This window comes from Trueperella pecoris (genome assembly GCF_014926385.1).
Classification (GTDB): Bacteria; Actinomycetota; Actinomycetes; order Actinomycetales; family Actinomycetaceae; genus Trueperella; species Trueperella pecoris.
In genome coordinates this window covers 1,043,281-1,063,337 of sequence record NZ_CP053291.1, presented here as the reverse complement: position 1 = coordinate 1,063,337, position 20,057 = coordinate 1,043,281, and the positions used below count along the sequence as shown (strand labels likewise).

14 protein-coding genes are annotated in these 20,057 nt (G+C 62.4%); 8 read left to right on the top strand and 6 right to left on the bottom strand.

Annotated elements, in window-relative coordinates; genetic code table 11:
* Nucleotides 1–16: 16 nt before the first annotated feature.
* Complete coding sequence (locus HLG82_RS05070; protein ID WP_255313942.1) at nt 17–2,320, top strand: RelA/SpoT family protein; 2,304 nt, start codon at nt 17–19, stop codon at nt 2,318–2,320.
* Here HLG82_RS05070 and HLG82_RS05065 read toward each other — a convergent pair.
* Both HLG82_RS05065 and HLG82_RS05060 read right to left on the bottom strand, forming a co-directional pair.
* The gene (locus HLG82_RS05065) at nt 2,268–2,783 is read right to left on the bottom strand and encodes a hypothetical protein (RefSeq protein WP_193327605.1); all 516 of its coding nucleotides are present in this window, start codon (nt 2,781–2,783) and stop codon (nt 2,268–2,270) included. The two genes, HLG82_RS05070 and HLG82_RS05065, sit on opposite strands and share 53 nt — an antisense overlap.
* 167 nt (nt 2,784–2,950) lie before the next feature.
* Complete coding sequence (locus HLG82_RS05060; protein WP_193327604.1) at nt 2,951–4,324, bottom strand: DUF349 domain-containing protein; 1,374 nt, start codon at nt 4,322–4,324, stop codon at nt 2,951–2,953.
* Nucleotides 4,325–4,541: 217 nt separating this feature from the next.
* Here HLG82_RS05060 and HLG82_RS05055 point away from each other — a divergent pair, with 217 nt between their 5' ends.
* From HLG82_RS05055 to HLG82_RS05040, 4 genes are read left to right on the top strand one after another with little or no spacing between them, the layout of a single operon-like run.
* Complete coding sequence (locus tag HLG82_RS05055) at nt 4,542–5,267, top strand: MBL fold metallo-hydrolase (RefSeq protein ID WP_193327603.1); 726 nt, start codon at nt 4,542–4,544, stop codon at nt 5,265–5,267.
* 56 nt (nt 5,268–5,323) lie between these two features.
* A complete protein-coding gene (gene hisS, locus HLG82_RS05050) occupies nt 5,324–6,649 on the top strand; it encodes a histidine--tRNA ligase (RefSeq protein ID WP_193327602.1) in 1,326 nt (441 codons plus the stop codon).
* A complete protein-coding gene (locus HLG82_RS05045; RefSeq protein WP_193327601.1) occupies nt 6,642–8,375 on the top strand; it encodes a dynamin family protein in 1,734 nt (577 codons plus the stop codon). Before hisS ends, HLG82_RS05045 begins: the two co-directional genes overlap by 8 nt.
* The gene (locus tag HLG82_RS05040; RefSeq protein WP_193327600.1) at nt 8,372–9,934 is read left to right on the top strand and encodes a dynamin family protein; all 1,563 of its coding nucleotides are present in this window, start codon (nt 8,372–8,374) and stop codon (nt 9,932–9,934) included. Before HLG82_RS05045 ends, HLG82_RS05040 begins: the two co-directional genes overlap by 4 nt.
* A 42-nt stretch (nt 9,935–9,976) precedes the next feature.
* Here HLG82_RS05040 and HLG82_RS05035 read toward each other — a convergent pair whose 3' ends face one another.
* The 3 genes from HLG82_RS05035 to HLG82_RS05025 all read right to left on the bottom strand — a co-directional run bounded on the left by HLG82_RS05035 (nt 9,977) and on the right by HLG82_RS05025 (nt 13,715).
* Entirely contained in the window at nt 9,977–10,186 is a 210-nt protein-coding gene (locus HLG82_RS05035; RefSeq protein WP_193327599.1) for a hypothetical protein, read from the bottom strand.
* A gap of 196 nt (nt 10,187–10,382) precedes the next feature.
* Complete coding sequence (locus HLG82_RS05030; protein ID WP_439654674.1) at nt 10,383–12,194, bottom strand: DEAD/DEAH box helicase; 1,812 nt, start codon at nt 12,192–12,194, stop codon at nt 10,383–10,385.
* A gap of 111 nt (nt 12,195–12,305) precedes the next feature.
* Entirely contained in the window at nt 12,306–13,715 is a 1,410-nt protein-coding gene (locus HLG82_RS05025) for an MFS transporter (protein WP_193327597.1), read from the bottom strand.
* A 148-nt stretch (nt 13,716–13,863) separates the two neighbouring features.
* On the opposite strand from HLG82_RS05025, the gene aspS reads away from it, so the two are divergent.
* The 3 genes from aspS to HLG82_RS05010 are packed head-to-tail and all read left to right on the top strand — an operon-like array spanning nt 13,864 to nt 17,567.
* Nucleotides 13,864–15,666 carry an aspartate--tRNA ligase gene (gene aspS, locus HLG82_RS05020; RefSeq protein WP_193327596.1) on the top strand — a complete coding sequence of 601 codons (1,803 nt, stop codon included), beginning with the start codon at nt 13,864–13,866 and terminating at the stop codon, nt 15,664–15,666.
* On the top strand, nt 15,667–16,422 hold the full coding sequence (locus HLG82_RS05015; RefSeq protein WP_193327595.1) for a GNAT family N-acetyltransferase: 756 nt from the start codon (nt 15,667–15,669) through the stop codon (nt 16,420–16,422).
* Nucleotides 16,419–17,567 (top strand): hypothetical protein, encoded by a 1,149-nt coding sequence (locus HLG82_RS05010; protein ID WP_193327594.1) that lies wholly within the window; start codon nt 16,419–16,421, stop codon nt 17,565–17,567. Before HLG82_RS05015 ends, HLG82_RS05010 begins: the two co-directional genes overlap by 4 nt.
* Here HLG82_RS05010 and HLG82_RS05005 read toward each other — a convergent pair.
* Nucleotides 17,564–20,029, bottom strand: a complete 2,466-nt coding sequence (locus HLG82_RS05005; RefSeq protein ID WP_193327593.1) for an MMPL family transporter — start codon at nt 20,027–20,029, stop codon at nt 17,564–17,566. The genes HLG82_RS05010 and HLG82_RS05005 overlap by 4 nt on opposite strands.
* Nucleotides 20,030–20,057 lie beyond the last annotated feature (28 nt).

Sequence of the window (20,057 nt, the reverse complement as noted above, 5' to 3'; positions counted from 1 at the left end):
AGCGTATAATCTCCACATGGATGCTCATGTAGTCAATGAAGAAGAGCCGCGAATCCGTTCGCGGCTCTCGTGGCTTGGGCGCAAGAGTGACGTTCCCGCCTTGCTCGAGCCTTTGATGCGTGCTATTGGCAATCGTAAGTTTGATAGGGCGCGCTTGATCCGTGCCTACGAAACCGCCGAACATGCCCACGATGGGCAGATGCGTAAATCTGGCGAACCGTATATCACACACCCGGTGGCCGTAGCGACCATTCTTGCCGAACTGGGCATGGATGAGGACACGCTCGTAGCCGCGCTTTTACATGACACCGTTGAAGATACGTCCTATTCGCTCAAGCAACTCACGCGCGATTTCGGCCCCACCGTCGCCCTCCTTGTCGACGGCGTGACGAAGCTGGACAAGGTCGAATACGGCGAGGCCGCACAAGCTGAAACCGTGCGTAAAATGGTCATCGCGATGGCGAAGGACATCCGCGTGTTGCTCATCAAACTCGGCGATCGGCTCCACAACGCGCGGACGTGGAAGTATGTCAACCCGGCCTCGGCACAGAAGAAGGCCCGCGAGACGCTCGAAATCTATGCGCCGCTGGCCCACCGCCTCGGGATGAACTCCATTAAGTGGGAGCTGGAGGATCGTTCGTTTAAGGAGCTTTACCCGGCGGTCTATTCCGAGATCGAGCGCATGGTCCAAGATCGCGCTCCCGAACGCGAACGCTACATCGCCCAGATGAAGACGGATCTGGAACGCGAGCTCGGCAAGGCGCGTCTGAAGTGTACGATCTCCGGGCGTCCCAAACACTATTACTCGATCTATCAGAAGATGATCCTGCGCGGCCGGGATTTTGAGGACATTTATGACCTCATCGGTGTACGCGTCCTCGTTGAAGAAATTCAGGATTGCTACACGGCCCTCGGTATCGCGAATTCTTTGTATGTCCCGGTCCAGGGCCGTATCAAGGACTACATCGCCTCGCCGAAGTTCAACTTCTATCAGTCGATCCACACGACCGTCATCGGGCCCGGTAGCAAGACTGTTGAAATTCAGATTCGCACGTACGACATGCACAAGCGCGCTGAGTTTGGTGTCGCCGCCCACTGGCGTTACAAGGAGAACCCGAACGCGTCCAAGACCGACCAAGCAGGGCAGGCCGATACCCAGCTTGAGTGGCTACGCCAGCTCGTGGATTGGCAGCGTGAAACGGCAGATCCAAAGGAATTCCTCGATTCGCTGCGCTATGAGATGTCGGGTAGCCAGGTCTACGTGTTCACTCCTATGGGTGAGGTGATGGAGCTGCCCACGGGATCGACCCCGGTTGATTTCGCCTACGCCGTTCATACGGAGGTTGGTCATCGTACGGTTGGCGCGAAGGTCAACGACAAACTCGTCACGCTCGATCACCGGCTGGAATCGGGTGATACGGTGGAGATCATTACGACCAAGTCTGATGACGCCGGGCCCTCCCAGGGATGGCAGGAATTCGTAGCGACGCCGCGTGCGCGCTCGAAGATCAAGGCGTGGTTCACCAAGTCTCGCCGTGAAGAAGCGATCGAACAGGGCAAGGAAAAGCTAGCCAAGGCTATCCGCCGTAAGAATGAGCCGGTTCAGCGTCTGATGTCTCATGAGACTCTGAAGGGCGTTGCACAGGACCTTTCCAAGGCAGACGTCACAGAGCTATACGCCAGCATCGGTGAAGGAACCGTGTCGGCCGAAACGGTGGTGCGCCACCTGATTTCTTCCCAGGGGGGAACCGGGGGCGTCGAAGAGACAATGGCGGAGGCCGTCACCCCAACCCGCATCCAGCATCAGCAGATCGGATCGGCGTCGTCGGCCGTCGTAGTGTCGGACATCGAGCAGACGGACGTGCTCGTCAAGCTCGCCAAGTGTTGTACACCGGTGCCGCCGGATGAGATCGTGGGCTTCATTACCCGCGGCTCGGGCATTTCGGTGCATCGCAAGGACTGCACCAATATGCGCTCGTTGAAGCGTGAGCCTGAGCGCTTCATCGAGATCGCCTGGGCAGACAGCGCTGACGGCAACGTCTTCTTGGTCCAGGTCCAGATCGAAGCCCTTGACCGCAAGGGACTGTTGGCCGACGTGACGCGCGCCCTGTCCGAACATGACATCAACATGCTGACGGGCTCGATGAACACCTCCAACGAACGCGTTGCACGGCTGAATTTCACCTTCGAAATGGCTGACCCGCATCACCTTCAGCAGGTGCTGCGCGAGCTACGCAAGATCGAAGGAGTCTACGACGCCTATCGTCTCACCGGCTCGGCGAAGCATCCACAACACCGAGATCGTGGGGGAGCTGCCTGAGAATCTCCCTCACACGCACGATTCCGTGGATACGGAGCTTTTGGGCGCGTTTGGCGATTCGATCGACGCTCGTCCCGGCACGCACGAGCAGGCAGAGCAACTCGATGCCCGTGTCCTCCCTAGCGATGAGGAGATCGATGGCGGTCCGCTCGAGCGAGGTCACACGTTGAGAACCGACGATCATGACGTCGACGGCGGGAAGCACGTCCTTGGCTAGCGTGTCGATGCCGTCTTGGAGGTAGGGCGTATGCCAACCGGTGTGGATAAAGAGCGCCGTTTCGCGCACAAACACCATACCGGGCGCGCGAAGCGCAAGTACGCGCGCCCGGTCCGCGGCCGTTCGGCACAGGTCCACGCCGATGTACCCGATTCCGCCGATATCGATCATGAGGCCCTCGCGCACGAGGGAGCGGGCTTCGTGACGTTCAGCGAGGGAACGTGGTTCTAAGAAATGTAGCGTCATGGCGGTAGTCGACCACAGATGGGGCCGCCTTCGGCTGGCTTGGTCACAACTGTGGACAACGCAGGCAGCGAGACCCGATGTGTGATCCGCCTACACGCAGTCGGGTAACCTCTCCAAGAGAGACTGTTGTGGCCCGGGGGATCACCCCGGGCCACAACCTTTGTGTTCTAGCTGTCCAGAATAGCGGAGAGCCAAGCCTGACGCGCGGCGAGCGCCTCCTCGAACTCCTTGACCTTCTTCTCCTCGCCGGCGGCGCGCGCATCGGCGATCTGCGCCTTGAGCTCGTCGATGAGGTGCTGGAGCTGTTCAGCCATCCCGGCGGAGCGCTCGTCCTTGTCCGGGTCGGACTTCTTCCACTGCTCGGACTCTGCGTTACGGATCTGTATCTCGATATCACGCATGCGGCCCTCAGTGCGCTGCATGTCTGCGCGCGGCACGCGACCAATCGCATCCCAACGCTCGCCGATGGCGCGAATCTGCGCCTTAGCGTAGTCGATGTCGGTCACAGGCAGGAGTTTCTCAGCTTCGGCGAGCAGTTCAAGCTTGCGATCGCGGTTCGCGGCGAACTCCTCGTCGATTTCGGCGTTGTAAGCATTGCGCGCGTCGTAGAAACGATTTTGTGCGGCGCTGAAGCGCTCCCAGAGCGCGTCGTCGTCGCGCTTGTTGGTACGTCCGGCGCGCTTCCACTCGTTCATCAGGTCGCGGAACTGGCCGGAGGTTGGCCCCCAATCGGTGGAATCGGCGATGGCTTCCGCGCGTGCGATGAGGTCTTCCTTACGTGCGGTGACTTCCTTGCGTTCGGTGTCCTTCTGCGAGAAGAACTGGCGGCGGTGGCGATCGAACGTGGTGCGGGCGGAAGAGAATCGCTTCCACAGCGCTTCCTCCGTCGACCGGTCAATGCGCGGAGAATGACGCTGAGCGTACTTCCACTGGTCGAGGAGGGTGGACAGTTCGGTCCGCGAGTTCTTCCAATGCGTGTGAGCGGGGTCCTGGGCTGCGATGGCCTCGGCCGCCTCCACAATCGCGGTGCGCTCTTCAACGGCGAGCTTCTTGGCCTCTTCGCGTTCGGCCTTGACCTCTTCGCGGCGCTGGGCGGCCGTGCCCTCGAGTGCCTCGACTCGGCGGCGAAGCGCATCGACGTCGCCCACAACGGCGGGCTCCTTGAGCGCCTCGTTGAGGGACTTCAGCGAGGAGGTGATTTCCTCCGGGGAGATGAGCTGCACGCGTGCTTCGAGGAGACTGACCTGGTTTTCGAGATCGAGGTAGCGGCGCACGTAAAGTCCGAGCGCGTCCTTCTCCGTGCCGTCCATGGTGTACTGGCCGACAATGCGTTCGGCTTCCTTGCCACAGGAGCGCAACCACACGTTACCTTCGTCGTCAACGCGTCCCCACTTTGCGGCTTCGGCTGCTGCGGCGTCGTCGATGTCGGGGACCGGCGCGGCCACCTGTGGCTTGGGGCGGGTCGCCTGAGCGGGAGTCGGGGTCGGGTGAGCCGGCTCCTGGGTCGCCGGGGTAGGGGTTTCGTTCGTGGACTCAGTCATGAGTTTCTCCTCAGTAGACGGGGTTGGCTTCGGCGCCACACCGTTCGCGTATGTCGGGGATAGTCTACGCGTTTTGTCGGCCAGTTTTTTGTTCTCGCGCATGCGAATTCGTATTTCGTGCCAGTTGAGTGAGCGGCGAAAGGGATATATCCGAACTTTGGGCTGTGCGACGGCGTCGCCTCGGCATCTCGAGCGCATCATCGGGTACCGTTGAGGCATGATTTTTCTGCGCAACAGCCAAACCTTCCTCGAAGCAAACACGTACATTCTTGCCGACGACGCCGCGAAGGTCGCGCTCGTGGTGGATCCGGGCGCGGGTTCCCATGCTTGGATCCCGGGCGCGCTTGCGTCGCGGGGACTAACCCTTGGCGCCGTTCTGCTGACCCACGGCCATCCGGACCACGTGTGGGATGTTGCTGTGGTCGCGGGCACGGCGCCGGTCTACCTGCCTGGTCCGGACATGTACCGCATGGACGATCCTCTCAGTCATCTACCACTCGATGCATCGACGAACCTGGCCCTCTCGCGAATGGGAGCCCAGCCGTGGGAAAAGCCCGCCGGCCTGCGCGAGCTTCCGGCTGAGGCGTTCTCGGCTCCCTTTGAAATTGTGCCTGGCATCGTGTTGCGCGCGTTGCCCACCCCGGGGCATTCGGAGGGCTCAACGGTCTTCCTTTTCGAAGGGGACCCGACTCCGGATCGTGAGGGGGCGATGATGTCCACCGGTCGGGTGGAGCCGATTATGATCGCGGGGGATGTGCTCTTTAACGGCGGCATCGGCCGGACCGACTTCCCCGGCGGCGACGAGCAGAAGATGGCATCGTCGTTGCGTTTGCTCGTCCAGGTCATTAAGCCGGAGACCTATGTCTTCCCGGGGCACGGCCCCTCGACGACGCTCTTCCACGAGGTGCGCCACAACCCGTTCCTTCAATCGGCGATGAGCTAGCGCGAAAAGTCGCCGCCGATTCCTAATTCGGGGGCGAAAAGTGGAACAATAGTTACATGGCAAAAATCGCACCTATTTCCGGCTTCCCTGAATGGCTTCCCGCTGGTCGCATCGTTGAACAGCGCATGATTGATATGCTTCGACATACCTTCGAGCTCCATGGTTTTTCCGGGATAGAAACTCGCGCCGTTGAGCCGGTGGAGCGCCTGCTGTCTAAGGGGGAGACGTCGAAGGAGATCTACCTCCTGCGTCGACTTCAGGACGAGGCGGGCGCAGATTCCGAGTTGGGTCTGCACTTCGACCTCACGGTTCCCCTGTCGCGATACGTGCTTGAGAACGCCGGTCACCTGGATTTCCCGTTCCGCCGCTACCAGATCCAGAAGGTGTGGCGCGGCGAGCGCCCCCAGGATGGTCGCTTCCGTGAGTTCCTCCAGGCTGACGTCGATGTGGTCGGCCAGGACACCCTCGCTTTCCACCACGAAATCGAGCTTCCGCTCGTCATGGTCGACGCGCTGTCGAAGCTGCCGATCCCGCGGGTGCGGATTCTGGCCTCCAACCGCAAGGTGGCACAGGGCTTTTACGAGGCCATCGGGTTGGAAGACGTCGAGGAGACGCTGCGCATCCTCGACAAGCTTGACAAGGTGGGCCCCCAGGCGATCACGGAAATGCTGATCGACAGCGTCGGGGCTAACGAGCAACAGGCTCGGCTGGCGCTTGAGCTAGCCGGTATCCGCGCCGACGATGCCTCCGTGGCCGATCGCGTGCTGGCGCTTGGATACCGCTCGGATCTCCTGGACGAGGGCCTGGGCGAACTCGTCGCCCTGGTGGAGGGCGCGAACGATCTCATCCCGGGTGCGGTCATGGCGGACCTCAAGATCGCCCGTGGCCTGGACTACTACACGGGCTCGGTTTACGAGTCGGTGCTCGAGGGCCACGAGGATCTCGGCTCGGTGTGTTCGGGTGGACGCTACGATTCGCTGGTTTCGGACGGCAAGAAGTCGTATCCCGGCGTTGGGCTGTCGATCGGTGTCTCGCGTATCCTAGCCCGCGTCATTGGTCAGGATCTCCTCACGCCTTCGCGTAAGGTGCCGACGGTCGTCCTAGTGGCGGTCAACGACGAAGGTGAGCGCCGCCATGCCGAAAAGACCGCTCAGGCCCTGCGTAAACGCGGCATTGCTGCCGAGGTCTCGCCGAATTCGGCGAAGTTCGGAAAGCAGATTCGTTACGCCGACCGCCGCGGCATTCCCTACGTGTGGTTCTCCACCGACGACGGCGAACAGGTCAAGGACATTCGATCCGGCGATCAGGTAGGTGCCGATGCGGGCGTATGGACGCCGCCCACCGTGGACCTCTCGCCGGAGCTTCGGGGGAGCCATGAGTGAGTTCGCGCAACCGAGCTCGCGCGTGGCCGGGGCACTGAAGCCCTTTCGTGCGAGCCTTGAAAAGTTGCGCTTTCCGCTGGCGATGTCCGGCACCGAGGATTACCTGCTGACCTACACGGACGTGGTTAATCAACTTGATGATTACGTCATCCCGCGCTACGAGTCGCTCGAGGCGCCGTTGCTTGCTGTCTTTGGCGGTTCGACGGGCGCGGGAAAGTCCACCCTCGTCAATTCGGTGCTCGGCGAAGTCGTGGCCCTATCATCGGCGATCCGCCCGACAACCCGGCGTCCACTTCTGCTTCACCATCCCGACGACGCCGACTGGTTCACCGACCAGCGCATCTTTCCGAATCTTGCTCGCGTGACATCGCATGGACCCAACGAACTGTCCACCACGGGTGAGGCGGCTTCTGAGCTGGAGATCCGCTCGACTACCCTGGTCCCGTGCGGGATGGCGCTCCTCGATTCGCCCGACATCGACTCGGTCGTCGTCGAGAATCGTCAACTCGCCGCGCAGTTCCTGGCCGCCGCGGACATGTGGGTCTTCGTCACGACCGCCGCGCGCTACGGGGATGCTATTCCATGGGCAATGCTCGACGAGGCTGCCGAGCGCAACGTCGTCGTCGGCATTATTCTCAACCGGGTGCCTGCGGGAACAGGCGCCGAGGTGCGAGCCGATTTGGACCGGATGCTTGGCGAGCGCGGGCTCGAGCATGCGCCACTCTTTGTGCTCTCGGAGCAAAAGCTCACGGAAGATGGCGTGGTTGCGGCAGAGGATGTCGCTCCGATCCGGGGATGGTTGGAGGGGCTGGCATCGGACGCCCAGGTGCGTTCGTCCGTGGCACGTCAGACGCTATCTGGCACCATCGATAAGCTCGTCGATAACTCGGCGGACATCCTCGAGGGCTACGACGAGCAGCTTGCCGGCATCGACTCGCTGCGCTGGGATGTCAACGCCGCCTTTGACCGCGGTCTGGCCAATATCACCCGGGATGTGTCGGACGGGTCGATGCTGCGAGGCGAGGTGCTCGCACGGTGGCAGGACGTCGTCGGGACGGGGGAATGGTCGCGCAAGCTCGAGCACGGCGTGTCTACGCTCCGCGACAAGATTTCGGGATTTTTCCGTGCCAGCGTCGATACGTCGACGGTCGAGGAAGCCATTGAGGACAACCTCCAGACCCTCATCGCCGCCGAGAGCGAGGCCGCTAACGCCCGCGTGCGTGAGGCGTGGAGCCACGGCATTGCCCAGACGCTCGTGGGGGCCGATGCGTTCCGCAGCGACGAGGAACGCTCGCAGGAGGCTGCGCAGCTCGTGCGGCAATGGCAGACGTCGCTCATCGCGATGATCCGCAATGAGGGCGAGTCGAAGAGGCTGGCGGCGCGCGCCTTGGCCTTTAGTGTCAACGCGATCGGCGTTGCGCTGATCATCGTCGTTTTTGCATCGACGGGCGGGCTCGTGGGAGGGGAGATCGCCGTTGCCGGCGGCACGGCGGTTGTTGCCCAGCGTCTGCTCGAGGCTATCTTTGGCGACGGCGCAGTCCGCCGCATGGCGAAAGAGGCGAAGGCCAACCTTGAGCAGATGGTCAAGGACTACCTCGACAAGGATCGTCATGTGTGGGAAGCAGCCATCGATGAGGTCGGTCTCTCGCGCGAGATCCGAGACGAGTACGCCCAGAACCTACGCGCTCTGACAGAGGCAAAGATTGCCGACGGGAGGAACCTGTGAGTCTGACGGAAGCCATCGGTGACCTGCACGCGGTCAAGGAGATCGTTGAGGCGAAGATGCCCAGCCAGCTGGGGGACGTCGGCCAGATTCTCGACAAGGCTGTTGCCCGGCGCGCCTTGGGCGCGCAGATGACCATTGTGGCTCTGGCCGGCGCCACCGGTGCGGGCAAGTCATCGTTGCTCAACGCGCTCGTGGGAAGCCAGATTGCACACGCGAGCGCTATTCGCCCGACGACGTCACAGCCTCTCGCCGTGTCGAACGTACCGGCGGCCGAGGTGCTGGATTGGTTGGAGATCAAGGAACGCCACGAGGCCGAATTGAGCCACCACGGTCCCACCGTTCTCATCGATCTGCCGGATATCGACTCAACTGAGTTTGTCCACCGCCAGTCGGCGCAGCGGCTCGCGAGCCTTGTCGACGTCGTCGTGTGGGTTCTCGATCCGCAAAAGTATGCCGACGCCGTCGTCCACGAGGACTATTTGTCGATGCTCTCGGAGCATGCGGCGACGACGATCGTGGTGCTCAATCAGGCCGATCGCTTGGATGAGGCGACGCTGGCCGACGTGCTGGCCGATGCGTCCCGGCTGGCGAGGGAAGACGGCCTGGAGGTGGAAATCCTGCCGACGTCGGCGACAACAGGGCGAGGGGTGGAGACTCTACGACACCGGATCGACGCGATTGTTGCAGCGAAAACGGCGGCCGATCAACGCCTGGCCGCAGATATCCGAACTGCCTCTCGGAGCATGCTCGGCCGTATGCACGCCGACGGCGGCCGCCAGGCGTCGACGGCAGCAGACGTGCCCTTCGAGCCGGTGGCCTCCGCACTCGCCGTGGCCGCGGGAGCGAACGTCGTCGCGCGAGCCAGCGCGGATTCCCATCGCAAGCGGGCCCGTGCGGCAACGGGGTGGCCGTTGACGCGCTGGTTCGCCAAGCGTCGCATCGATCCGCTCAAGCGGCTCCGGCTCGATCGCGGGCCACAGGTGACGGGCGTTGCCGATTACGTCTCCCCGGCGCAGCTGAGCGCCGCCCGCGGGAAGGTGCGCGCATACGCTGAGGCAGTGACCTCGCATATGCCCGCCGCGTGGGCTCGCGAGGCGCGTACTGGCATAGCCGAGCGAACGGAGGCCTTCCTCGCGGGCGTCGATGCGACGATCGGAAACGAGGATGTCGAAGCGCGGCGCACGCCCGCCTGGTGGCTGATGTTCAACATCGTGCAGTGGCTCGCGGTTGGCGTGGCGGTGGCCGGCGCCCTGTGGCTGGCGTTGCTCTTCTGTGCCGACACGTTGCAGCTCCAGCTGGGAACGCCACCGGCGTGGGGAATCTTCCCGCTACCGACGATCATGCTCGGCTCCGGACTCCTGACGGGCTGGCTGCTTGCTGGTCTTGGCCGATTCTTGGCCGAGCGCGGCGCAGCGAGGACGCGGGCGAGGGTACGCGCGCGCCTTGAGGGAGCCATCGGCTCACGTGCCGAAGAGGCTATCCTCGCGCCGCTGGAGGCAGAACGCGGCCAGTATGCACATGTTCAAGGACTCCTGACCGGGCTGTTGCAGCTGGGCTAGTTGGTCCCGGCGTCTTGCATGGACCGGCCAGCCGTGGTGGGATTATCTCGCCGCGTCAGTGCGTCGGGTGGTCTCAGGCGCGTGAGGTGACGTCATGCGATCCTTGTAATACTTGGTGACAACCACCAAGAACCGGATGAAGAAGCCAGCAACGATGAGCGCTACGACGAGCGCGAGCACCGGGATGATGAGGAAAGCGGCGCTATTGGCGCCTGCAGCTGGTACGACGAAGCTACTTGTCTGTGTGACCATGTCAATCACCTTTGAGAGATACTTTGCTAGGTAGTAAGCCCGGGCGCGAACAGTACGTGAGAGTCGAGCTCGGCTTTACTTACCACCCTAGCGCGATTCAGGCGCAATGGGGGGATTTAGCAAGGTGACGGATATGGTGGGAATGTTGACCTGGCGGTGGGCTTCCTGAACGAGGAAGCCCACCGCCAGGCGTCGCCTAGTAGGAGTGTCGCGACGTGCGCGGAGCAGAATCAAAGCGCTTGCGCGAATGGTAACGACCATCCTTCCGATCGCGCTTATCCTGCCCAAACTTCCGGTCGGCACGATACTTGCGCTGGGCGCGCTCGTCGGACTGACGTGGGCCGGTGTCCTTCGAGATCTTCAGGTCGCGACCCGAAACGCGGGCCTTGGCGATGCGCCGCTGGGTGTCGCGGTCGATCTCTTGGTTGATCTGGATGAGGGAGAAGGTCGGGTAGATGTCGATCCGGCCGAGCTGCGAGCCGTTCAGACCGCCCTCGTTCGTCAGCGCGCCGACGATTGCGCCAGGCGAGACGCCATCCTTGCGCCCAACCTCGACGCGGTACATCGTGCCCTCGCCCTCGAAGGTCTTCGGCTTCGAGCCGCGCTCCGAGCGATCTCCACGCTCGCGGTGGCCACGCCGTCCACGCTCTTCGCGCCCTTCGAACCGGGCGGTCAGGTGCTCTGGCTCATCGTCAGGCTGCGGCCCCGGATCGCGAACACCGAGGGCGAGCAGGGCTGCGATGAGATCCTCAGGGGAAAGCGGCTTGTCCGACTCGATCTGCTCGTTGCGGAACTCGGCGATGACCTCGCGGTATACCGACAGACGGCCAACCTCGTAGCGTTCCTTGGCCTCGGCCACGAGACGGCGGGCGCGCAGGCCTGAGACCTCGGCGGGGGTGGGAAGCTCAACCTGCTCCATGGTGGCGCCGGTAATCTGCTCGATACGGCGTAGTCGGCTGCGCTCCTTCGGCGTGACGAACGTCAGTGCCGTGCCCTCGCGGCCGGCACGGCCGGTACGGCCGATGCGATGAACATAAGTGTCGACCTCGCGTGGCACGTCAAAGTTCACGACCAGTCCGATGCGTTCCACGTCAAGGCCGCGGGCGGCGACGTCGGTGGCGACGAGCACGTCGAGCGTACCGTGACGCAAACGATCGACGAGCTTTTCGCGGTCGCGCTGCTGAACATCACCGGAGAGCGTCGCGGCGTGAACGCCGCGCGTGGTCAGTTCGATCGCCAGGTCCTCGGCCGTCGCCCGCGTGCGGACGAAGACGAGCGCGGCGTCGGCGGACGTCGTCGCAAGAACGCGGGCAAGCGCGCCGATCTTGTGGCGCGTCGGAACTACGGCGAAGGTCTGGTGGATCGTGGCAATAGTCGAGGCCGGCGGGGTAACCGTGATCTCAACAGGGTCGCTCATGTGGGTCTGCGCGACCTGACGAATCGTTGTCGGCATCGTGGCAGAAAACAGCGCCGTAACACGCTCGCCCGGCAGTCCCGAGGCGATCTTCTCGACGTCCTCAGCAAATCCCATGCGTAGCATCTCGTCGGCCTCGTCGAGCACGAAGTACTTGACGCTTGTGAGCTTGAGGGCCCCCTTGTCGATGAGGTCCATGACACGACCGGGGGTTCCCACAACCACCTGGGCGCCGTTCTTCAGCGCGCCGATCTGTGGAACGTAGGACGAACCGCCGTAGACGGCGACGACGTTGAGGCCCGTGGTGTTCGAGGCGAAGTTGTCGATGGCATCCGCGCCCTGCATTGCCAACTCGCGGGTCGGGGCAAGAACAAGGGCCTGGACGTGGTGGAGGTCGGCGTCCACGTGGGTTAGCATCGGCAGGGCAAAGGCGGCGGTCTTTCCGGTGCCGGTCTGAGCCACGCCGACGACGTCGCGTCCCTCGAGGAGCGGTGGAATGGCCTCTTCCTGAATGGGGGTGGGATTTTGGTATCCCATCTGGGTGATGGCGGACAGGATGTTCTCGGGCAGATTAAGCCCAGCAAAAGTAGTCATACATACCTTGTGATGTGGCGGCATTCGCCGCGTTCAATAAGTGGCGCCCGTGCGCCGCTACACAACAACACAAAACGGCATGGGCCCGGCGCCTTTTGCGCCTCAACTAGTCTAGTGGGCTACTTCCGATGCTGGTAGAGGCGCCGGGGTGACATCAAGCACCCGTTTCGATACGAACAGACCTGAGGTCAAGATAGCAACCATCAGGCCAATCACCCAAGCGAATGCGGCATCGCCCAAGGAGTGTGTAAGTGCGAATATGATGCCTGACCACGCAACGAAGAGCGCCGCCCCGAGAGTGTCAGCGATCGAAAGCGCCGCGGACGTAAGACCATGACGTTCCGGTGGGGTGATTGCAAGTCCATGAACGGTCAGAGCAGGATATGCCCAGCCGATACCTAATCCCGCAATAAGCCAGCCCGCAAGGGCGAAACTGCCGTGAATGTGTTGCCAAGCAGCGACGATAGTCACGGCTGTGCCGAGAAGCTGTGTGAAGGTTCCTACGATCGGCAGAAGCTTTCGATGTTGTGGCAAACTAATTCGGCCACTCATCAGGGAACCGACGGCCCAAGTGATAGAGCCAAGTGTCATAATTATGCCTGCCTGTGTCGGTGACCATCCATGGACTGTCTTGAGCATGAGGGGGAGGAAAATCTCCACTGACAAGAAAGTTCCGTTAATGATGAGGCGCAGAAGGACGGTAGCAGGCAGACCGCGCCCAGCCCTGAAGGTTGTGCGCGGCAGCAGCGGGCGCGCAAGAACAAGTACTAGGATTGATAATACGATGACAGCGCCGATCACCTTTATGCTAAAGCTGTCGGACCGCAATCCGGAGAACATCTGGATCGCTAAAATGCCACTACCTGCGGACACTGCGAACGCGATTGTACGCTTGTAGCCCGACAATGGACGCGGCTCATAGACCCGGGGAAATTTGGCGAACTGTGTCAAGAGCACCGGAATAACAAAAATCATGAGGATCGGCACGATGCCGAAGACGAAACGCCAGTTCAAATGCTCAACGAAGAAGCCTGCGACGAGCGGGCCCACCAATGACGGAACCACCCATGCGGCCGCAAAGGAACCGAAAATCCGAGCTTGGCGATGGGGCTCGACATAGTTGCCCACGAAAACATAGAGCGGGACGATGATTAACCCGCCACCCAATCCTTGGATCGCGCGACCGAAGACAATGGACTGCACATTGGGAGCGAATGTTGCCACGACCAGACCCAGGACGAAAAGGCTAATGCCCGTGTAGAAAGAGGGCTTAGGGCCTTTCGCATCGCACCATGGACCTGCAAATGCAGTTGTCATGAGTTGAGTAGCCATCGCGACGCCGGAGGCAAGAGCATACAGGTGCTCACCGTGAAGGATCTCGACCACAAACGGCATAGCGGTAGCGACGGCCACAGTCTCGAATGCCACAAGGCTGATGAGCGTGACGGCCAGGATTGAAAGCCACTGTTCAAGGCCACGGCTGATGCGTTGTTTTTTGCGTTCTCTCACGTGGGAAATCATAGATCCAGATGTTGGATAGGGCACGTCTCATCAGGTGTGATATTGGGTGGGCTAGGGCGTAGAGTGAGGGGCGTGCATCCCGCCTGTCTCGCGGGAGTGCATCGCCCGCTCGTCTCGCGGGTGAATCGACAACTGAAAGAGGATGAGAGTGCTTCGCACCCGCATGGCAGGTTCCCTGCGCAAGGAAGATATCGGCACCACCGTCACGCTGGCGGGCTGGGTTGATCGCCGTCGTGACCACGGAGGCATCGCCTTCATCGATCTTCGCGATGCTTCGGGCATCGCCCAGGTCACCGTCCGCGAGGAGGTCGCCCACGAGCTCCGTTCGGAATTTGTCATCAAGGTTACGGGCGTCGTCAACGAGCGCCCCGAAGGGAATGCAAACGCGAGCTTGCCCACCGGTGATGTCGAAGTTGAGGCGACGGACGTTGAGATCGTCAACCCCTCAGCGGCGCTCCCGTTCCAGATTTCCGATCACGCCGAAGACGCGGGATCGGTCAACGAGGAAACCCGCCTGAAGTACCGTTACCTCGACCTTCGCCGTTCGTACGAGCAGAAGGCCATCCGCCTGCGCGCGAAGGTCTCCCAGGCGGCACGTCGCGTGCTTGATGGGCACGACTTCGTCGAAATTGAGACCCCGACTCTGACCCGTTCTACTCCCGAGGGCGCACGCGACTTCATCGTTCCAGCCCGCCTTGCCCCGGGATCGTGGTATGCCTTGCCGCAGTCTCCGCAGCTGTTCAAGCAGTTGCTCATGGTAGCTGGCATGGAACGTTATTACCAGATCGCGCGCTGCTACCGCGATGAAGATTTCCGTGCCGATCGTCAGCCCGAATTTACGCAGCTTGACGTGGAGATGTCCTTCGTTGACCAGGACGATGTGATCGCCGTCGCTGAAGACGTCCTCAAGGAGATCTGGGCGCTCATCGGATACAAGCTGGATACCCCGATCCCGCGCATGCCCTACAAGGAGGCCATGGAGCGCTTCGGCTCGGACAAGCCGGACCTGCGCTTCGGCCAGGAGCTCGTGGACCTCACCGAGTACTTCAAGGACACCCCCTTCCGGGTCTTCCAAAACGAGTACGTCGGCGCTGTCGTTATGCCGGGCGGTGCCTCCCAGCCGCGGCGCACGTTCGACAAGTGGCAGGAATGGGCGAAGGCGCGCGGCGCGCACGGCCTGGCTTACGTGACGATTGCCGAGGATGGAACGCTTGGCGGGCCTGTCTCGAAGAACATTTCCGACGCCGAACGCGACGGCTTGGCGGTGGCCACCGGCGCCCAGCCGGGCGATTGCATCTTCTTCGCCGCGGGTAAGCCCTCCGCATCGCGCGATCTGCTTGGCGCTGCCCGCCTGGAGATTGGCAAGCGCTGCGGCCTGATCAACGAAGGCGACTGGGCCTTTGTTTGGGTTGTTGATGCTCCATTGTTCAAGCCAACCGCGGATGCCGAGGCCGAGGGAGATGTGGCTGTGGGCGCGGGCAAATGGACTGCGGTTCACCACGCTTTTACCTCGCCTAAGCCTGAATGGCTCGATTCCTTTGATCAAGACCCCGCCAACGCACTCGCTTACGCCTACGACATTGTCTGCAACGGTAACGAGATCGGCGGTGGCTCGATCCGTATTCACCGTGCCGACGTCCAAGAGCGTGTCTTCAACGTCATGGGCATTGACGAAGAAACTGCCAACAAGCAATTCGGCTTCCTTCTTGAAGCTTTCAAGTTCGGGGCTCCGCCGCACGGTGGAATCGCTTTCGGTTGGGATCGCATCGTCTCCCTACTCGTTGGAGCCAAGTCGATCCGGGATGTTATTGCGTTCCCCAAGATCGGAAACGGCTGGGATCCACTCACTGACGCGCCTGCTCCTATTACGCTTGAACAGCGCAAGGAAGCTGGTGTAGACGCCAAGCCCAAGAAGAAGGGTGAGAAGGCGGACGCGGACAAGGACGCCTAAATGCTCGGAGCGTCATCCGCCTTTTGGCGCCTAGGCGCGTGGAAGCACAATCGCGAGGTCGAGCCTCTCGAGACAATCGAGAAGCCCGACCTCGGGTTGGCGATCGTTGACGGGACGAAGGGTCCTCGGCTCATCGCCTACGGGGAGCCCAAGGCCGCCATCGCCGCGTTGACCGACTTTGCCGGGCGTGGCCTTGTCCCTCACACGACGATGATCAACCGCGAGGTCTATGGGGCGCTCGACGAAGCGACGCGTACCCACTTCGGCCCATACTGGGGACACGCGTGGGACTTCTTTTGGACTGACGCGCCGCTCGCCGAGATTGAGCACTGCGAACGCGTGGAGTTCTTACGCGCGCATTCGGCCAAGCTGGAGCCGGTGCGGGACCAGGTTCGCGCAGCGCTTCTCGCTTCGAATCCGATCTCTGCGGCCGTCGACGAATTCGATCATTTGGATTGGTTTATTCTCCGCGCCCCGGACGGCAATATCGCGACTGTGATGGGCGCTGAGCGCAGTGGCACCGGCATGGGCTTCCACGGTTTGGGCACGGTACCGGCATATCGCGGCAAGGGCTACGGCGGAGCGACGATGGTCGGCGCGGTCAACGCCTCACTCCAGCTCGCTTCGCATATCCAGTTCGGCGTGTGGGGCTGGAACGACGGGGCTATGCGGCTTTACAGCCGGCTCGGCATCCGCCACGACGGCGGGCTGATCTTCGGCAGCGACCAGCCCTTCAAAGAATTGCAGGCGACATGAAGCGCGTCGCGGTTTCGCTGGCGGTACTCCTGCTGGCCGGATGTGGAGCCTCCGATGCCATCTGGTCGGTTCCGCTGAGCCTGGGCAGCCTCTACCAGCAGGTTTCGGTCCTCTCCATCGCCGAGACCGACGACCTCGTGGTCGTGCCGGTCGGACAGACGTTGCACGGCTTCGCGCCTTCTTCGGGCAAGGAGACGTGGACGCTCACGCTGGCTGACGATGTCACCTCCTGCGAGCCGATTGGCGCCAATTTCTTGTGCCAGCTTGCGACGCGCGAGTCCGTCGTCGTCGACAAGGCCGGAACGAGCGAGGCCCGTTCCGGGCTCGTGCTCGAGGGCCGTATAGGTGACAAGCTGTACTTTTCGCGCGGAGGGAGCGAGGGAGTTGAGCTCGTCGAGGAAGACGCCTCGACGTCCCTGACGCAGGTGGGCACCTCCGACGTCGTCCTGGCGCGTTTCGACGGACGCACCAGCTACCTGGTAGATGGGACCAGGGTCGAAAGCGACGCGGGCAACTATCCCGAGCCGCTGGCGAGGCTCCTCGACGGGGGTGTGTTACAGCTGAACTCGCCCTGGCTTAATCCGCCCGGAATCGCGCGCGTGGCCCAACCGCTCAAGGACGGTTTCGTCGTGGTCGAGCCGGGACAGCCAGAACCCAACGCGACGCCCACCAAGGTCAGCGTTTTCGACGGCGCCGGAGAGCAGACGGCCCAAGTCGATGTGACGCCCATGCTTCACCTCACCATCAATCCGCAGTGGACCCGGCAGAACGTGGCCGAGATTCTCGAGCGCGCCCAGACGATCGAGACCGGCCACGCCTTCGTCTTTCCGTCCGGGCAGGTTGAAGGCTTCGACGAGATTCTCACCGATTCGGTCGCACCGTCCTTTGCAAACGTCAAGGGGTTGCGGACCGCCGCTGGCAAATCCTTGGACATCACGCCGGTACGTCCCGAATCGGTCGCGTTCTTCGTGGGGGACTATCCGTTTGTCTCCGTGCGCGGGAGGTCTCAAGACGGCGTCGTCGCAACAACCTTCAACCTCGCCTCGGGTAAGAAGGTCAGCGAGGATGTCACCTGCCAGTGGTCCGCCACCGGCGCGTACTGTTTCGGGCCGGATAAACTGGAGAAGGTCGCCTTCGCCGACTAATGGACGATCTTGAGCTTCTCGTAGAGTCGCTTGAGCGGGGCCGGGGCCCACCAATTCCAGCGTCCAAGAATCGTCATGGTCGCCGGAACGAGGAGCATTCGCACGAGGGTGGCGTCGATGGTCACGATGAGAGCGAGCGCCACGCCCACCTGCTTAATGGCCAGCATGTCGCCGAAGATGAATCCGATGAAGACGGCGATGATGATGGCCGCAGCCGAGGTAATGATGCGCCCCGAGCGCTGGAGACCCTTGGCAACGGCGTCGTCATTCGTTTCGCCACTATCCCAGTACTCTTTGATCCGTGCGAGCAGGAAGACCTCGTAGTCCATCGCCAGCCCGAGCCCGAATGCCATGGCGGAGGCGACGACGAAGGTTTCGAGGCCCTGGGACTGGGGGAGCCCGAACAGGCCGTGTTCGAAGGCAAAGACCGTGGCCCCCATGCCCGCCAGCAGCGAAAGCGAGTTGATGACCAGCGCTTTCACTGGCGCGATGACGGATCCGGTCATGAAGAAGAGCAAGATTAAAACTGCTCCGGCAACGACGCCGAAGGCGAGCGGCGCGCCCTGACGGACGGAGGAGGTGAAATCGAGCTGGAGTGCGGCTGGCCCGCCCACGAACATGTCATAGCCGGGCTCGTAGGAGCGTAGGCTCTTGACGACGTCGGTGACCTCGGGGCCGACCGGGTCTCCCGGCATGTGAAACTTGACCAGCGTCTGGTCGCCATCAAATTCGGCGACGCTGACCCAATCGGCTGGGGCGATGTCACGTATCTTCGCCACCAGGCCGTCGGTATTCTCGGGAGCGGTCTCGGCGAGGATGCTCACCGAGGGCGTGGCCAGTTGCTGATACTTCTGCATGCCGTCGTAGGCCTGCGAGACTCGTGTGTGCGCGGGAATGTATTCCATGAAATTGGAGCGCATCTGAAGGTCGCGGATAGGCATTGCCATGACGATCAGCACGGCGGCCACCGCGAGCAGGATCTGCCAGGGGCGGCGGTGGACCCACTGGGCGAGCCGGGAGAAGAGGCCCTCGTCGGAGGCGGCGTCGCCGACCTTCTTCACGAGGGTGCCGAACAGCGGCGCGCGGGCAAACCAGGAGGGTCGCACGAGCCTCGCGCCCAGCATAGTGATCATGGCGGGAACCATCATGACGGCCGTGGCAACGGCCAACAGTGTGACGATGATGCCGCCCAGTCCGATCATCTTGAGCATCGGCGCGTCCATGAGTAGAAGCCCTGAGATCGCGAACGCGATGGTGAGCGCGGAGAAGGTGACGGTTCGCCCGGCCGTGGCGACCGTGGTTGCGATAGCGCGGGCCACCAGCACTGAGGGCGAGACGGAGTCCGAACTTCGCTGGCGTGCGACCTCCTCACGGAAACGCGAGACGATCAGGAGCCCGTAGTCGATGGAGAGAGCCAGGCCGATGATCGAGAAGATGTTGAGAACGAAGGTGTCCACGTTCGTCACGTGGGTCAACACCCACAGTAGCCCCATCCCCACGGCGATCGAGGTGATGGCCCCGAGGAGCGGTAGGCCCGCGGCGAGCAGTCCGCCAAAGACGACGATGAGGATGAAGAGAGCGATGGGCAGGCCGATGGCCTCGCCGGTGAGCAGGTCCTTCTTGACCAGGTCCATGATGGCGTCCTCGACGACGACGCCGGAGCTCACGTTCGCCCGCGCGCTGGGATCGACCTGTTGTAGCCTGCTTTGGAAACGATCAGTCGCGGCAAGTATGGCTGGGGTGGCGTTCGTGTCGGTGCCATGAACGTTCACGACAACGACGAATCCGGCGTCCTGACGCAGGTCATCGGCGGGATTATGTTCCTTGGATGCCTGCTCTGAGGCGGTCGCGCGCACCTCGTCCTCGATGCGTTTCGTGGCGGCCTCGCGAGCCGCCCGCTCGACCTCATCACTTGCCTGCTGACGGGCCTGGGCGGCCACCTGCTCGGTCGGCGCGCCGGGGTTGGCCTGCCGGAACTGGGCGACTGCACCAGCGACGGCCTGCTGGATCTGCGGCTCGGCCTGCGCGATCGCCTTTTGGGCCGCGCCGTCGATTGCCGCTTGGTTGGCCGCGATCGCCTGCGCGACGGCGTCGTTGACCGCCTTGTCCTGGCCGGCCGCGAACTGCTTGTCGACGTCGAGCGGGTCCACCACCGTCTCTACGCCGGAGATGGAAAGCAATTCGCTACGGAAGGCATCCACCTCGCTCTCCGCGGCGGACGGGCTGATGCCTTCCACGACGACGATGGCCGATTCTGGCGAGGTCACGCTCTTCGTCTTTTGGATGACGACGTCGGACTCAGTATCAGGAACCATCGATTCGGAGGACTGCATGAGGGCAAAGAGATTGCCCTGACCAAAACCCCACAAAGCGGCCGTGCCCCCAAGTACGAGGAGCACGACCCATCCGAAGACGAAAAACTTTGGTCGACGCGCAATCGCGTGGCCCAGACGATCAAACATGACCAACCCTTCCCGTGATGTCTTTCAT

Bases quoted from the DNA above. Each gene is read 5' to 3' on its own strand.
- HLG82_RS05070 (WP_255313942.1), top strand. From the start codon at position 17: ATGGATGCTCATGTAGTCAATGAAGAAGAGCCGCGAATCCGTTCGCGG.
- HLG82_RS05065 (WP_193327605.1), bottom strand. From the start codon at position 2,783: ATGACGCTACATTTCTTAGAACCACGTTCCCTCGCTGAACGTCACGAA.
- HLG82_RS05060 (WP_193327604.1), bottom strand. From the start codon at position 4,324: ATGACTGAGTCCACGAACGAAACCCCTACCCCGGCGACCCAGGAGCCG.
- HLG82_RS05055 (WP_193327603.1), top strand. From the start codon at position 4,542: ATGATTTTTCTGCGCAACAGCCAAACCTTCCTCGAAGCAAACACGTAC.
- hisS (WP_193327602.1), top strand. From the start codon at position 5,324: ATGGCAAAAATCGCACCTATTTCCGGCTTCCCTGAATGGCTTCCCGCT.
- HLG82_RS05045 (WP_193327601.1), top strand. From the start codon at position 6,642: ATGAGTGAGTTCGCGCAACCGAGCTCGCGCGTGGCCGGGGCACTGAAG.
- HLG82_RS05035 (WP_193327599.1), bottom strand. From the start codon at position 10,186: ATGGTCACACAGACAAGTAGCTTCGTCGTACCAGCTGCAGGCGCCAAT.
- HLG82_RS05030 (WP_439654674.1), bottom strand. From the start codon at position 12,194: ATGACTACTTTTGCTGGGCTTAATCTGCCCGAGAACATCCTGTCCGCC.
- HLG82_RS05025 (WP_193327597.1), bottom strand. From the start codon at position 13,715: ATGATTTCCCACGTGAGAGAACGCAAAAAACAACGCATCAGCCGTGGC.
- HLG82_RS05015 (WP_193327595.1), top strand. From the start codon at position 15,667: ATGCTCGGAGCGTCATCCGCCTTTTGGCGCCTAGGCGCGTGGAAGCAC.
- HLG82_RS05010 (WP_193327594.1), top strand. From the start codon at position 16,419: ATGAAGCGCGTCGCGGTTTCGCTGGCGGTACTCCTGCTGGCCGGATGT.
- HLG82_RS05005 (WP_193327593.1), bottom strand. From the start codon at position 20,029: ATGTTTGATCGTCTGGGCCACGCGATTGCGCGTCGACCAAAGTTTTTC.